Annotated in this window: 9 protein-coding genes; all 9 read left to right on the forward strand. The window is 65.1% G+C overall.

The genetic code is table 11. The features are described from left to right. Positions 1-66 precede the first annotated feature (66 nt). The 9 genes from GPA03_RS13065 (at position 67) to GPA03_RS13105 (ending at position 15,305) form a co-directional block, all read left to right on the forward strand. Complete coding sequence (locus tag GPA03_RS13065; protein ID WP_156252430.1) at positions 67-1,233, forward strand: TRAFAC clade GTPase domain-containing protein; 1,167 nt, start codon at positions 67-69, stop codon at positions 1,231-1,233. 930 nt (positions 1,234-2,163) lie between these two features. Beyond that, complete coding sequence (locus GPA03_RS13070) at positions 2,164-2,664, forward strand: excisionase family DNA-binding protein (RefSeq protein ID WP_156252431.1); 501 nt, start codon at positions 2,164-2,166, stop codon at positions 2,662-2,664. A 451-nt stretch (positions 2,665-3,115) separates the two neighbouring features. Next, positions 3,116-4,000, forward strand: a complete 885-nt coding sequence (locus tag GPA03_RS13075; protein ID WP_206673547.1) for a hypothetical protein — start codon at positions 3,116-3,118, stop codon at positions 3,998-4,000. Next, on the forward strand, positions 3,993-4,802 hold the full coding sequence (locus tag GPA03_RS13080; RefSeq protein WP_206673548.1) for a hypothetical protein: 810 nt from the start codon (positions 3,993-3,995) through the stop codon (positions 4,800-4,802). Before GPA03_RS13075 ends, GPA03_RS13080 begins: the two co-directional genes overlap by 8 nt. An 880-nt stretch (positions 4,803-5,682) precedes the next feature. After that, a complete protein-coding gene (locus tag GPA03_RS13085; protein WP_156252432.1) occupies positions 5,683-7,680 on the forward strand; it encodes a type I restriction-modification system subunit M in 1,998 nt (665 codons plus the stop codon). Next, positions 7,677-8,972: a restriction endonuclease subunit S gene (locus GPA03_RS13090; RefSeq protein WP_156252433.1), complete on the forward strand. Its 1,296-nt coding sequence runs from the start codon at positions 7,677-7,679 to the stop codon at positions 8,970-8,972. The genes GPA03_RS13085 and GPA03_RS13090 overlap by 4 nt, the downstream gene beginning before the upstream one ends. A 59-nt stretch (positions 8,973-9,031) precedes the next feature. Further along, positions 9,032-10,042: a PDDEXK nuclease domain-containing protein gene (locus GPA03_RS13095; protein WP_241681288.1), complete on the forward strand. Its 1,011-nt coding sequence runs from the start codon at positions 9,032-9,034 to the stop codon at positions 10,040-10,042. Further along, positions 10,035-13,187, forward strand: coding sequence for a type I restriction endonuclease subunit R (locus GPA03_RS13100; protein ID WP_156252435.1), 3,153 nt, complete (start codon positions 10,035-10,037; stop codon positions 13,185-13,187). Before GPA03_RS13095 ends, GPA03_RS13100 begins: the two co-directional genes overlap by 8 nt. 18 nt (positions 13,188-13,205) lie before the next feature. Next, positions 13,206-15,305 (forward strand): DUF262 and DUF1524 domain-containing protein, encoded by a 2,100-nt coding sequence (locus tag GPA03_RS13105; RefSeq protein WP_156252436.1) that lies wholly within the window; start codon positions 13,206-13,208, stop codon positions 15,303-15,305. The last annotated feature ends 358 nt before the right edge of the window (positions 15,306-15,663 follow it).

The following is a 15,663-nucleotide window of genomic DNA, read 5'->3' on the forward strand; positions in this document are numbered from 1 at the left end:
CTTCGTCGATCGGAGGTCCGGTGCGCCTCGCGAGGCTGCGGATGCGGGCGGTGCTAGTTTCTCGGCATGGTCGGGAAGAGGGTTCAGGAGCAGCACATCGCGGTGTTTGGCGAGAGCGGTAGCGGGAAGACGGTCCTCGTCTCATCGTTCTATGGCGGTGCCCTCGAGCGGTCTAGCCAGAAGGAAAGCCACTTCGCGCTCATCTCTGACAACACAGGCCTGGGGACCAGGCTCAGGCAGAACTATCTCGGCATGAAGAACAGCGCGAAAGCGCCGCAGGCCACTCGGTTTGCTGCGACACAGTATGCGTTCACGGTGACACCGAAGGTTGCTCGTTCCGGCGCGACCGCGAAGAAGACCTCTATCGATGCTCTCCGCCTCGTCTGGCATGACTACCCCGGCGAGTGGTTCGAAGACGATCCGAGCAGTGATGAGGAGGCTGCGCGCCGCGTGGATACCTTCCGTGCTCTGCTAAGGTCCGACGTTGCCGTGCTTTTGATTGATGGTCAGAAACTATTGGACAATGAAGGCGCCGAAGAGGCGTACCTCAAGAGCCTGTTCTGGGGGATGCGTGATGGCATTCGAGGCATCAAGGACGACCTGCTCACCGACGGAGAGCTACTGGACAAGTTTCCTCGAATATGGCTCATCGCACTGTCTAAGGCGGACCTACATCCAGAGATGAAGGCGCCGGCGTTCCGGGACCTGGTTGTCGAGAAGGCTGCCGTGGAGGTCGAGGATCTGCGCGAGACGCTGGCGTCGCTCGTCCAGCGCCCCGAGGCGCTGTCGCTCGGCGAGGACTATCTCGTCCTGTCATCGGCGAAGTTCGAGCCAGGAAGGATCCTTCTGACTGAGGGTTTCGGGCTCAACCTACTCTTGCCTGCCGCGTCGATTCTTCCGGTTGAGCGGATGGTCGCCTGGAGCGAGTGGATGAAACTGCCATGGAGAGCTGTGAAGCCGCTGCTCAATAGCGCTGAGGCGCTGTCGCTCTTGATCGCCGCCTCCGGGCCTGTCGCGAAGCTGATCGGTAAAGTTCCGAAGGTCGGTCCACTCTTGGCCGGTTTCGCTCTTCCGGCTGTGACCGCACTGATCGAGGCAGGCAAGCCAAAATTGGAAGAGTTGCATCGTCAGGCGATCGCTAAGCATGACTTCCTGACGGCGATCCTGACGCAGTTTCGGCTCGATCTCGAAGATGGGATCGAACGGGACCTGTTCGTCAAGAGCCCCCGGTGAGACTGATATGGGCGACGCGTGGTCGCGCGTGGGGATTCAGATTCTTGCTCTCAGGCGGCTTCGAGGATCCGCTCGCTGAGTACGAGGCCGCCTTCGCCGGCACGGGTGAGAGCGAAACGGTGTTCACCACCTACGGGTCCGCTCTGGCGCTGCGATTTCCGGACCCCGAAGGAAGAGTAGACACGGCTGGTCGAGCTATCCCGCACGACCTCGTGCTCGTCCCACCGATTCCATCGGACGTCGACTCTCTCGAGGCAGCGAAAGCTGAGCTGTGGCCGAAACTGGCTGCGGCTTACGCGGCGGTCTGGGACCGGCCTCGTGCGCCGGGCCGGGATGAGGTCACTGCCCTGTTGGCGGCGATTGGGGTTGAGGGAACAGACGGATCTTGGTGAAGGTTCGTTGCGCTGCGCTCGCGTAGCCCTTGGCGCGACGGGCGGCGACGGCTTGCTACATACCTGCGACGACCGCTTCGACGTTGAGCCGACCGTTCCCAGGCCGACGATGGGGACTGAGATCCAGTGAGGCGGCCTGCAACGTCCTCTTGCTCGAGCCACGGAACAGTGGCGCCGTCCCGTTCCGGAATGCCAGCAGTCTGCCGACGGATACCCGGTGGCAGCCCCCGCACAGGTGGCGACAGATCTGTTGAACGGGCCCAATCGGGAACCGGAGGAGGGGAGTCTCTGATCGGGTGGATGCGCTCCAACGAAGGGCAACGGCGCCGTGCCTGATGCGGTGGTGATGGTCGGTCGCACGACCTTGCCCGGGGCGTGCAACTAGCCTTGCCCGCACCGCGTTCGTGCTGGCCGCGGGTCCGGGCAAGGTGCATGTGGACGAGCGACAAGGTGGCGCTGATCGATCGTCACAACGGACCAGGTGGACCTTTCGTAATTTTCGCAACTCGTCGAGACTTGGTGTGTTGAAAGGAACTCTATGAGCACCCGGCCCCAGGAGATTGTCGAGACCGTGGGCGAGCTCGACGATCTCGCGCAGGTACACAACTTCCTCACCGCCCACGACCGTGCGCGCGGGCTTGAGGCACGTCCGGCGTACCGTCTCAGCGGTATCGATGAGCACGATTCGGTCGAGCTGACCGAGTCATTGCACGAGGTGCTCAAGGCTGCTGTCGACGCCTTGCGACGCGGTCAGTCGGTCAGCATCCTGTCGAAGGATCGCGAGATCAGCACGCAGGTCGCGGCCGAGGTCCTCGGGGTCAGCCGTCCGACCGTGGTCAAGTTGATCGGCAGCGGCGAACTCCCGGCCCAGGTGCCGGGCGTCTCGCGTCGCAAGTTGCGACTGGTGGATGTGCTCGCCTATCGCGACATGTTGAGCGCACGCCGCAACACTTACCTCGACGCCGCCGTCGCGGCCGACGGCGACGTCGACGCAGGCGAGCTCGAGGAACTGCTCCGCGAAGCGCGCCGCCGGGCCTGACGCGCTCGCCCCGTGTGTCGCGCACCTCTCGACACCAGCGTGCTGGTGCCATCGCTGACCCGCGGCCTGCTGCTCCAGCTCGCGACGGTGGGCTGCTACCAGGCGGTCTGGGGCGTGCGGTGGTCGTCGAGCTGGACTACGTCCAGACCGTCTGAGCCGGATCCTGGTGGTCTGGGCTGGAACGGGCTAGTCTGTTCGGGAAAGAAGCCGATTCCGGTGGCAGCGGAATCATTTCATTACACGAACGAGGTGTGGCATGACGGTTGACGCGCCAACTGACGCTGACCTCCGTCGTCGCATTGTGAATCTCGTGCTCGACCGTGTGCCGCCGTCGTGGGACGTGAGCGAGCGTGACGGTGCGTCGTCGGCGGAGGCGGAGCCTGCTGACCTCATACTGCAACTCCAGGCGCCGAGTGGACCTGCTGCGAGCCTCCTCGTCGATGTGAGGCAGGTGCTCGCGCGTCGTGACGTCGCGCGGCTGGCGGAGGAACTCCGCTCCGGATCCGACGGATCCTCCGGATCGCTGGTGGTGGCCCGCTACCTGTCGCCGTCGGTACGTGAGGAGCTAGCGGATGCCGGGGTGTCATACGCCGATGCCACCGGCAATATGCGGATCAGCGTGGACTCTCCGGCATTGTTCATTGCCGATCGCGGTGAGGACCGTGATCCGTGGCGCAAGGGGCGCCCTCTGGGAACGCTTAAGGGCGAGCCGGCGGCGCGCGTGGTGCGTGCCTTGCTCGATGTCGATCGCGACTGGTCGGCGCGCGAGCTGGTCGCTGCCTCGGGCACCTCGACCGGTGCGACCTATCGCGTGCTGGAGTACCTGGAGCGTGAGGCGCTGCTCGTGAAGGAGGGCGCTCGCTCCCGCGTGATCGACTGGGAGAGGCTGCTGCGCTCGTGGAGCGAGCAGGCCCCTTTCCAGGCGACCACGCGGGCGATGGCGTTCATCGAGCCCCGTGGCATCGACGCGGTGCTCGACAAGATCGCAGGTCGGCGCAGGTTCCCGGTCGCGGTGACGGGTTCCGTCGCGGCGAAGCAGTGGGCGACGTACGCGCCAGCTAGAGCTCTCTACGTCTACGTCTCGTCCATCCAGGAGGCGGCCGAGCAGTGGGGCCTGCGGCCCAACGCTGCGGCGCCCAACGTCATCCTGCTGGAGCCCCAGCGCATCGGTGACGTCCCCTTCTTGAACAGGGTGGACTCTTCCGACGGGTATCCGGTAGCCGCCCCTGCTCAGGTAGCGGCGGATCTGCTGAACGGGCCCGGTCGTGAACCGGAGGAGGCGGAGTACCTGATCGAGTGGATGCGCGCGAACGAAGGGCGGTGGCGTCGTGCCTGATGCGGTGGTGATGGCGCGCACGGGGCTTCTCGATGCATTGGCAGCGTTGGAAGCGCACCTTGAGGCGCTCGTTCTGATCGGTGCCCAGGCCGCCTACCTGCACACTGGCGCGACCGAGATCGCGCTCGCCGAGTTCACCACAGATTGGCGACGTGGCACTCGACCCCGACCTCCTGGCCACCGAACCGTTGGTCGAGGAGGCGATGAGCGCAGCCGGCTTCGTTCCGGATCCTCGGCCGAGTGCCCTCGGGTCGTGGATCTCGCCCGGCGGTGTGCCGGTCGATCTGATGGTGCCGGACGCCGTCGCAGGAGCAGGCCGCCGCGGTGCACGTGTGCCGCCGCACGCGTCGACGTCGATGCGCCGGGCGAGGGGCATCGAGGGTGCGTTGGTCGACAACGCCAAGATGATCATCGGGTCGCTCGACGAGAGCGACTCGCGGGAGTTCGAGATTTCCGTTGCCGGGCCGGCGGCCTGCTGGTCGCCAAGCTCCACAAGATCGGCGATCGACTCGAGCACCAGTCGCGGCGCGACAACAAGGACGCGCACGACATCTACCGCCTGCTCCGCGCCGTCCAGACGCAGGATCTCGCGGCCGGTGTTCAACGACTCCTGGGCCACGAGGTCAGCGCCGTCGTCACACGTGAGGCGCTCGACCTCCTCCGGACCCTGTTCGAGGCGGGTGCCGACGCCGCGGGGTCCCGCATGGCTGGAGCGGCCGAAGAGCTCGTCGGCGATCCCGAAGTGGTGTCCGCGGCGCTGGCACTTCTCGCGCAGGATCTCATTGCTGCGACAGACCGCTGAAAGTCCGTTGGTCGGCACATGGACCTGTGCGAGATGAGCCCGGCCTCCGTCTCTAGGTCCCGGCTGACTGCCAGTCGTAGAAACGCCACTCCCGCTGCGCCTTGGATCGCCAGCCAACTGCACGCGGCCGAGGCGCCTCGGTGTCCCGCGCTGCGCAGATTGCGCACACCCCGTGCCCACCACACCTCTTGCACCTCTGTGAGATTATCGTCCGTACGTAAATCCTGGAGGTGCTCGACGATGGCCCGCAAACGGCAGCGAACGGCGCAGTCGAGGCGTGCCAGGCGGGCGCCGTCAGCGCGGTCCCTTGAGGAGATTCGCGCTGCAGCGCTGGCGAAGGCCGCGGAGCATCAGGAGGTCGGCCCGAGGTGCCCGCGGTGCTCGGAACTGCTGCCCTTGAACTCGAGCGGACGAGGTCGCCCACGGGTGTGGTGCTCGCAGGTATGCCGCCGCGCGGCCTACGAGGAGCGACGGGCAGCGGCAGCCGGCGCGATCGCGAAAGAGGTGGTGGTCAAGCGCGTCGAGCCGTCATGGGAGGAGACGATCGAGCGCGTACTGGAGTCGCCGAAGGCTTGCAAGCAGGTGCTGCGCGCGCTTCGCAAGAGGCTCGTCGCGGACGAGCTCGCGAACAGCCCGTGGAACGAGATACAGGCAGAGTTGTGGACGTTGTCAGATGCCTGGTCGGAGCGAGCGCGACGCTACGCGGCCCAGGAGCGAGGCTCGGCTGCTGGACCACGATCATCGCTAGGCTCGCGATGAGTGCACGACAGGCGCTGTTCCACGTGAAAGGTCGAGCTGTCGGACCGCCCTCATAACCTAGGCACCACCGGCAGCCGCCGGATGATCAGGCGCGCCTATAGCCCGCGGAGCAGGAGACAACGTGAGTCAGCTGAGCAACTTCGTCTGGTCGATCGCTGACTTGCTCCGGGGTCCGTTCAAGCCTCACCAGTACGGCACGGTCATCCTGCCGTTCACGATCCTGCGCCGCCTGGAAGCGGTGATGGCGCCGCACCGCGATGCGCTGGCTGCCGCCGTCGCCAAGTCCGAGGATCCGACCATGCGCCGCGCCCATGTGCGCCGCGCCACCGGTCTGCCCTTCTACACCACCTCCTCCTACACGCTCGCGACCGCACTGGAGGACCCGGACAACCTCGCCGCGAACCTCGTCGACTACGTCAACGGGTTCTCCGATGAAGTCGACGTGTTCAAGCACTTCGACTTCGAGGCCCGCATCCACCAGCTTGATGCCGTTGATCGCCTCATCCCGGTCACGCAGGGATTCGCCGCCGCACCGCTATCGACCGACGATGTCGACAACGCCGGCATGGGCGACCTGTTCGAGCACCTGATCTTCAAGGACTTTGAGGCCTCCAACGCCGAGGCCGGCGACTTCTACACCCCGCGCGATGCCATCCGCCTGCTCGTGGACCTGGTCTTCGCCGAGGACACCGCAGCGCTCGCCACCCCGGGAATCACCCGTTCCGTCTACGACCCGGCCGCCGGCACCGGCGGCATGCTCTCGGTCGCCGAGGAGCACTTGCACGAGCTGAATCCGAAGGCGAATCTGGCGCTGTTCGCGCAGGAGATCAACCCGTCCTCCTACGCGATCGCGAAGTCCGACATGCTGATCAAGGGCCAGGACATCGCCAACGTCCGCCTCGGTGACACCCTCGCCGAGGACCTGTTCGCCGGTGACACCTTCGACTTCGTCCTGTCCAACCCGCCGTACGGCGTGGACTGGAAGGCCTCAGAGAAGGCGGTCCGTGCCGAGCACGCGCGCGGCACGAACGGGCGCTTCGGCCCTGGGCTGCCGAGTGTGGGCGACGGCTCGATGCTCTTCCTCCTGCACGTGATCGCCAAGCTCCGCCCGGTCGACGCCCGCGGCAACGGCGGCCGCGGCGGCATCGTCCTCAACGGCTCACCGCTGTTCAACGGCGGGGCGGGCTCGGGTCCGAGCAACATCCGCGGGTACCTGCTGGAGAACGATCTCGTCGACGCGATCGTCGCGCTCCCGAACGACATGTTCTACAACACCGGCATCGCTACCTACCTGTGGATCCTCGACAACTCCAAGCAGCCCGAGCGTCGCGGCAAGGTCCAGCTCGTCGACGCCACCAAGCTCGGCACCAAGATGCGTAAGTCGCTCGGCTCCAAGCGTGTCGAGATCTCCGCCTCTGATCGCGATCTCATCGTGCGTACCTATGACCATTTCGACGGCGGAGCCTCCGTTGGTGAGTCTGGTTCCGACGGCGGTGGGTCACCTCGTTCCAAGGTCTTCGACAACCTCGACTTCGCCTACTGGTCGGTGACGATCGAACGGCCGCTGCAGCTCAACTTCCAGGTCACGCCCGAACGGCTGGAGTCGGTGACGGAGTCGAAGCCGCTCGCCAAGGTCGACGGGCTCGTCGACGCGCTTAGCTCGTTCGGCGACAAGCTGTACCTGAACCGCGAGGAGTTCCTGCGTGACGTCGGCAGGCACCTCGGCGCTGCCGGCATCGGGCTGTCGACGCCGCAGCGCAAAGCGCTGTGGCAAGCACTGGGGGAGCGCGACGAGAACGCCGACGTCTGCACGACGAAGGGTCAGCCTGAGCCCGACACCGGACTCCGTGACACCGAGGTTGTTCCCTTCGGCTGGGGCGGCCACTCGATGTCGCACGATGCCGAGCGCGACACCATCCAGGCCTACGCCGACGCCGAGGTCCTGCCCCACGTCCCCGACGCCTGGATCGACTGGCACAAGACGAAGGTCGGCTACGAGATCCCCTTCACCCGCCACTTCTACGAGTACGTGCCGCCGCGGTCGCTGGAGGAGATCGACGCGGATCTTGAAGCCTCGGTTGCTCGCATTCTGACTTTGCTACGGGAGGTGGAGGCGTGACTACGACGCTTCCATCTGCGTATGGCGACTACCCATCTACCTGGAACGTTTTGCCGTTGCTTGCCGTTGCGCGCGAGTCTGAGGTGGCGAACACAGACTTGCGGGAGGTCAACCTCCTGTCCCTCAGCTTCGGCCGCATCGTGCAGAAGGACATCAATAGCAGTAGTGGGCTGCTCCCTGAGTCGTTTGGCACTTACCAGATCGTGGAGCCAGGCATGACGGTCTGCCGGTTCACGGATCTCCAGAACGACCAGCGGAGCCTACGCACCGCACTGGTCGAGCAGCGCGGCATTATCACTTCCGCGTACGTCGCAGTTGACCCATTCGGCCTCGACTCGCACTACTTCGCCTACCTGATGCGGTCATACGACCTCAACAAGGTCTTCTACGCGATGGGCGGTGGTGTTCGGCAGGGGATTCGATATGACGATGTGCGGCGGCTTCCCGTGCCGGTACCGCCGATGGACGAGCAGCGGCGGATCGCGGACTTCCTGGACGCTGAGACCGCTCAGATCGACGCCCTCATCGCCGAGCTAGAACACTTCATCAGGCAACTCGGTGAGCGCCGAAGCGCGGTAATCGAGCGTGCCGTCTTCGGGGGCATCAATAACGCCGCTACGGCTGCGCACGCGGAGCCCTGGATACTCCCTACCGTCGCGACATGGACCGTGACGCAGCTCGGCTTCGTCGCGGACACGCTCGCTGGATACGCCTTTGCAAGTGACGGGTTCACAGTGAACACGAACGACACCCGGTTGCTTCGTGGGATCAACATCAAGCCCGGGCGGACCGACTGGTCCGAGACCGTGTATTGGGACGAAGCCAACTCGCCCGTGCCCTCGGCCTATGCGCTCGCCCCCGGTGACATCGTGCTTGGCATGGATCGTCCTTTCGTCGGCGGCGGTGTCCGTGTTACGGCACTGACCGAACAGGACATCCCCGCCCTGTTACTCCAGCGAGTGATGCGCATCCGACTGGCGAACCGTGGTTCAGTTGGGTACCTGAGGTATCTGCTGGAGACACGGTCCTTCTATGCGTACCTATCACCCATGTTCACGGGCGTCAGCGTGCCTCACATGAGTGAGTGGCAGGTGCGAAAGTTCAAGATGCCCTACCCGCCGGAGGACGAGCAGCGCCAGATCACGGATTTCTTGGATGAGAGCACCGCGAGTATTGACAGCCTGATCTCCGAAGCGAAACACAACATCGCCCTCTCGAGGGAGCGGCGTGCGGCGCTCATCACGGCAGCGGTCACCGGCCAGATCGACCTGACGAACGGGAGGGCGGCCTGATGAGCCGGGAGAGAGCGCCGGAGGTTGCTCGCCGGGCTGATGCTGACGTCGCTGGCACCGTGACGACATTGTTCGAGCGGGTCTCGGCGCTGGTTGAGGAGGCGCGGCTGTCAGCGAGCCGGCAGGTGAACGCGACGCTTGTGCTACGGAACTGGCACCTTGGTCGGCTTGTCTCCGAGTCCGTCCTCGGGGACGAGCGCGGCGAGTACGGCCGGAGCGTGCTCGCGAGCTTGTCGCAGCGCTTGAAGGCCACGTACGGACCGGGCTTCGACGAGACGAACCTCCGGCGGATGGTCCAGTTCGCGCGGGAGTTCAGTGACGATCAGATTCGCGTATCGCCGATACGCGAATTGGGCTGGACCCAGATCCTCGCCCTGCTGCCGCTCAAGTCGACGGACGCCCGTGCCTTCTACGCCCAGCAGGCGGTGGAGCGCCACCTCAGCGTGAAGGAGCTGCGCGGGATCATCGAGCGGAAGGCGTACGAGCGGCGGGAGATCGCGAACTCGCAGGTCGTTCCGGGGTCGGCGGTGCCGCTCGACTCGTTCCGCGACCCGTACCTGCTCGACTTCCTGCAGCTCGGTGGCGCCTACCAGGAACGTGACCTGGAGGCAGCGATCATCCGGGAGCTCGAGCCGTTCCTGCTCGAGGTCGGCGACGGGTGGACCTTCGTCGCCCGGCAGAAGCGCATGGTGATCGACGGCGAGGACTTCTCCCTCGACCTACTGTTCTACTCCCGCCCGCTGCGGCGACTGGTGGCCGTGGAGCTGAAGATCGGGAAGTTCAAGCCCGGCTACAAGGGCCAGCTGGAGCTCTACCTGCGCTGGCTGGACCGCTACGAGCGCCGCGAGGGCGAGGAGACCCCAATCGGTCTGATCCTGTGCACCGAGGCCAGCCGGGAACAGATCGAGCTGCTGCAGATGCACAAGGACGGCATCGCCGTCGCCGAGTACTGGACCACGCTGCCGCCCAAGGCACTGCTTGAGGAGCGGCTGCACACGATCTGGCGCGACGCGCAGGAGCGCGTCGCCCGGCGCGCCATCCAGGCGGGGGAGGAGACCAGCGGTGAGTGAGGCCGTCGCCGAGCAGGCACTCGAGGTGGAGATCGCGGAGTACCTCGCCGCGCACGGGTGGCTCTACTCGCCGACCGGAGCCGGGTACGACGCCAGTCTCGCCTTGTTTCCGGAGGACGTGTTCGGCTGGCTGGAGGAGACGCAGCCGGAGGAGCTGGCGAAGGTCGTGTCGGTCGGCTCGCCGTCGGAGGCGAAGCAGCGGCGCCAGTTACTGGAGGCGTTGGCGAAGCGGCTCGAAGCCCCGTTGAAGCACGCTGGTGGCACGCTGAACGTGCTGCGTCGCCCGTTCTCGCATGTGAACGCGCACTTCTCGATGTGTCAGTTCAAGCCGGCGACGTCGCTCAACCCGAAGACCACCGCCGACTACGCGGCCGTTCGGCTGCGAGTGATGCGGCAGGTGTACTTCTCGCCGGTCAAGGGTGACAACCGTTCGATCGACCTGGTGTTCTTCGTCAACGGCATCCCGGTGGGCACGGCGGAGTTGAAGACGTTCTTCAAGCAGCATGTGCGGAGCGCGATCGATCAGTACAAGACCGATCGCGACCCGAAGGGGCAACCGCTGCTGGGGCACGGGAACCGCGCGCTGGTGCACTTCGCCGTCGACGACGACGAGGTCTGGATGACCACGCGCCTCGCCGGTGGCAAGACCTACTTCCTGCCCTTCAACCGCGGCAGTCTCGATGGCGGCAAGGGCAACCCGCCCAACCGGGCAGGGGTGGCGTCGTCGTACCTGTGGGAGCGGGTGCTACTGCGTGACGCGTGGTTGAACATCCTGGGTGCGCTGATGTTCGTGCGGCACGAGGAGCGCGTCGACCCGATCAGCGGGAAGAAGGCGACGAGCTCGACGATCCTGTTCCCGCGATTCCACCAGTGGGAGGCGGTCACCGGGCTGGTCGAAGCCGCCCGCGCTGAAGGGCCCGGGTCGCGGTACCTGGTGCAGCACTCGGCCGGGTCGGGCAAGACGAACTCGATCGCGTGGACCGCCCACCGGCTCGCTCGCCTGCACGACGAGAGCAACCAGAAGGTGTTCGACACCGTCCTGGTGATCACCGACCGCACGGTGCTCGACGACCAGTTGCAGGCGGCGGTGCGGCAGATCGATGACCGCAAGGACCTGGTCGTCACCATCGACGACACCGAGGTCCGCCGTGCCGGCGGCTCGAAGTCGAAGGCGCTGGCGAAGGCGCTGACCGACAAGCGGCTGGTCGTGGTGGTGACGATCCAGACGTTCCCGTTCGTACTGAAGGAGTTGGCCGAGAACGCGTCGCTACGTGAACACCGGTTCGCGGTCATCGTCGACGAGGCGCACACCTCGCAGACGGGGGCGACGGCGTCGGAGGTCCGCAAGGTGCTGGCTGGTGGCGCTACGGAAGTTGCGGAAGGGGCCGAGGTGGACGCCGAGGACCTGCTGAACTCCGCCGTCGAGCAGCAGATCGCGACGATCATGACCGAGCGGGCAACGCCGTCGAACCTGTCCTACTTCGCGTTCACCGCCACACCCAAGGCCAAGACGCTCGAGCTGTTCGGCCGGCCCAACCCGGACGATCCCGAGCAGATCCCGCGGGCGTTCCACCTGTACTCGATGAAGCAGGCGATCGAGGAGGGGTTCATCCTCGACGTGCTGCGCGGCTACCAGACGTACTCGACCGCGTACGAGATCGAGCGTGCCGCTGAGCGTGGGGTGGATGCCTCCGACGGGCTCGGCGAGGACGGCGACCTGGTGGACGAGAAGGCGGCGTCGCGGGCGATCATGGAGTACGTCAAGCTGCACCCCAGCAACATCGGGCAGAAGGTGCGGATCGTCGTCGAGCACTTCCGGGCCAATGTGGCGCATCTGCTCGATGGGCACGCCAAGGCCATGGTGGTGACGTCCTCGCGCAAGGCGGCGGCGAGGTACAAGGTCGAGATCGATGCGTACCTGCGCAACATGAAGTACGACGACATGCAGACGCTGGTCGCGTTCTCGGGGTCGCTGGACGATGAGGAGTACGGGCTCGAGGGTGCGTCCGAGGCGAGCATGAACCCGGGGCTGGGGTCGCTGGACCTGGCGGCGGAGTTCATGGCGCCGCAGTACCGGGTGATGATCGTGGCGGACAAGTTCCAGACCGGGTTCGACCAGCCGCTGCTGTGCGCGATGTACGTGGACAAGCGGCTCGACGGGATCGCCGCGGTGCAGACGTTGTCGCGACTGAACCGGACGTATCGGGCGCCGTCGGGTGAGGTGAAGGAGAAGACGTTCGTCCTGGACTTCGTCAACGACCCGCTCGAGATCCAGAACTCGTTCGAGAAGTACTTCGCCGAGGCGCGGATCGAGACGACGACGGACCCGAACATCGTCCACGAGATCGCGGCGAAGCTCGCCGAGGCCGACATCTACGACGCCGAGGACGTGGATACGTTTTCGCACGCATGGTTTACCCGGGCGGGGCATGGGGCGCTGTCGGCGGCGATCCAGGGGCCGAAGCAGACGTTCGCGGACCTGTACGCGTCGGCGAAGAGGCGGCGCGACGTGGCCGAGGTGGAACGGCTGGAGCTGTTCCGCAAGGACGCGGGCACGTTCGTGCGGCTCTACGACTTCATGTCGCAGGTGGTCGACTATGGCAACACCGAGTTGGAGAAGCTGTCGGTGTTCCTGCGGCAACTGGTGCGGGTGATCGCGGTCGATCGGCTGACGAGCGAGGTCGATCTCAGCGACGTGGTGCTGAAGCGGGTGCGGCAGGTCGATCGCGGCGAGATGGATCTGGGGCTGACAGGGGCCGGTGTGCTGGCGCCGGTGAGCGGGGCAGGGTCCGGGGCGGCGTCACGGGATCCGAAGCTGGTGGCGCTGGACGAGATCATCCAGCACATCAACACGCTGTTCGCGGGCGATTTCGAACCGGGGACGGTGGAGGGTTTCGTGCGATCGGCTGCGGCTGAGGTCTCGACCGACCCGCAGGTGGTCGCGGAGATCGAGGCGAACGAGATCGACCAGTTCCGCAAGAGCCCGACAGTGCCGAACAAGGTGATCGACGCGGTTCTCGATGTTCCTGGGCTGATGGAGAAGATGACGGGGGAGGCGATCGGCAACCCCGACATCATCGCTGGGATTGCTGAGCTGGCGTATCTGCTGCACAAGCTTCAGAGCAGCGAATCGGCTGAAGGATGACAGTGATGAAGGAGAACGATGAAGGCTGTTGACTCCCACCTGCTGACCCTGCTGAAGGCGAGCAGTCAGTTCATCGTGCCGATCTACCAGCGCCTGTACTCCTGGAACGAGGTCGAGTGCGCACAACTCTGGGCGGACATCTTGCGAGCGGGGTCGACGGCCGAGCTAGGTTCGCACTTCACCGGATCGATCGTGTACGTAGCCAAGGAACAGGCCACGAATACTTCGGCGGAGCCTGATCTGATCATCGATGGGCAACAGCGAGTGACGACCGTGACGCTGATCCTGGCAGCGCTGGCAGCCCGACTGGAGGCAATGCCCGAGGACGCGCGCGAGCCTTGGGACGGCTTCTCTCCCAGGAAGATCCGCAACCGATACCTGCTCAACGACGACGAAGACGGCGAGCGACAGTTCAAGCTGATCCTGTCTCAGAGTGACAAGGACGCCTTGATCGCGATACTGCAGGGTGCCGAGCCGCGCGCCGACGCGGCCACCCGCGTCACCGACAACTATGAGTACTTCCGCCGGAAGCTCGAAGACCCGAGCCTGGATCTCAGTCAGGTGTGTCGCGGGCTCGACAAGCTCGTCGTCGTCGACGTCAAGCTCGAACGAGGAGTCGACAACCCGCAACTCGTCTTCGAAGCCATGAACTCGACAGGCAAGAAGTTGTCTCAGGCCGACCTGATCCGGAACTACGTGCTGATGGACTTGCCTCCCAAGCAGCAGGAGCGGCTCTACTCGGCCTTCTGGCGACCGATGGAGCTGGAGTTCGAGCATGCGGACGAGAGCCAGTTCGACCAGTTCGTCCGGCACTACGTGACCCTGAAGACCGGCGAGATCCCGCGCTTGGGCGACATCTACGACGCGTTTAAGGACTACGCCGCGCGCTCCACCGCCGAGGGTGACACGATCGAGGCGCTCGTCATCGAGTTGCGAAACTACGCAGGCCGCTACTGCGCGATGGCGCTGGGCAAGGAACGGGATCCGCTGTTGCAGGGGGCCTTCGCTGATCTCGACCAGATCAAGGCCGACGTCGTCTATCCGTTCCTTCTGGAGGCGTACACCGACCGAGAGCTCGGAACGCTCAGCCGCGACGAGTTGCTGCAGATCGTCGAGATGGTGACCACGTACGTGTTCCGGCGTGCTGTGTGTCGGATCCCGACCAACTCGTTGAACAAGACCTTTGCCGGCTTCAGTTCGGCTGTACGCAAGGACCGCTACGTCGAAAGCGTGGCGGCGCACTTCCTTAGTATGGGCAGCTATCGACGGTTCCCGAGCGATGCAGAGTTCGCTACTGCGCTCACCACGAGTGACCTCTACAACTTCCGCCGGCGCTCGTATTTCCTCCGGAGACTGGAGAACCACGGGCGCAAGGAGCACGTCACCATCGAGAACTACACGATCGAGCACATCCTGCCTCAGAACGAGAACCTGTCAGTGGGCTGGCGCGAAGCGCTTGGTCCGGACTGGCAGGAAGTTCAGGCGAAGTACCTTCACACCCTCGGCAACCTGACACTGACCGGCTACAACTCCGAGTACTCGGATCGCATCTTCGCTGAGAAGCGCGACATCGAGGGTGGATTCAAGGACAGTCCGCTACGACTGAACCGAGGACTAGGCCAACTCGAGACGTGGGACGCCGAGCAGATCGAGCGGCGCGCAGCACGCCTGGCGCAGGATGCGCTGGCCATCTGGGTCCGACCGGAGCTGCCATCCGAGGTGGTCGCCGAGCTCGCAGCGAAGCGAACCGAGTCGGACTTCGCTATCGAGGACCATCCTCACCTGCTGCCTCCGGCCCGGAGGTCGCTCTTCGAGGACTTCAGCCGCGAGGTCCTGGCGTTTGACCCGGCCATCACCCGGCAGTACCTGAAGCACTACATCGCCTTCAAGGCTGAGACCAACTTCGTCGACGTCGTGCCCCAGAAGGCGCGTTTGCGGCTGAGTCTCAACATCCCGATCGAGAGTCTGAATGACGAGCGGGAGCTGGCATGGGACGTGAGCCGTAAGGGTCACTGGGGCAATGGGCCCACAGAGGTGGGGCTCGACGAGGCCTCCGATCTCGGCTACATTCTTGGGTTGGCTCGGCAAGCGTTTGAGTGGCAGATGGCGGAAGAGTAGACGTCAGCCGGCCCCAGGCTGACCACGAGCTCAACTCTCGGCCCCAGCCTTGCAGATCCTTAGCGGTGCTCATCCCCCGCTGCGCTCTGAGTTCACGGAAGCGTTGAAAGCAAGGGAGGGCGGGGAGCCTTCATGGGAGGCGGCGATCTGGCGCCTCTGCCATCACCCGGGAAGCGTGTCAGAGGGCGTTCCTCCCGCTTCGTTCACCGGATGGCCGTGGACCGAGCTCAGCACTAGTCCGTGGAATGAGGGTCTCAGGCGGACTCTGGAAGTTGAGCGATGAGTGGCGGCGACGCAGTCGCGACGCCTTCCGATACGAGGCGCATCCAGTCCAACCCGTAGCCGCTGACGTCGAGCA

The organism is Pseudactinotalea terrae (assembly GCF_009733845.1).
Taxonomy (GTDB): Bacteria; Actinomycetota; Actinomycetes; order Actinomycetales; family Beutenbergiaceae; genus Pseudactinotalea; species Pseudactinotalea terrae.

Bases quoted from the DNA above. Each gene is read 5' to 3' on its own strand.
- GPA03_RS13105 (WP_156252436.1), top strand. From the start codon at position 13,206: ATGAAGGCTGTTGACTCCCACCTGCTGACCCTGCTGAAGGCGAGCAGT.
- GPA03_RS13070 (WP_156252431.1), top strand. From the start codon at position 2,164: ATGAGCACCCGGCCCCAGGAGATTGTCGAGACCGTGGGCGAGCTCGAC.
- GPA03_RS13065 (WP_156252430.1), top strand. From the start codon at position 67: ATGGTCGGGAAGAGGGTTCAGGAGCAGCACATCGCGGTGTTTGGCGAG.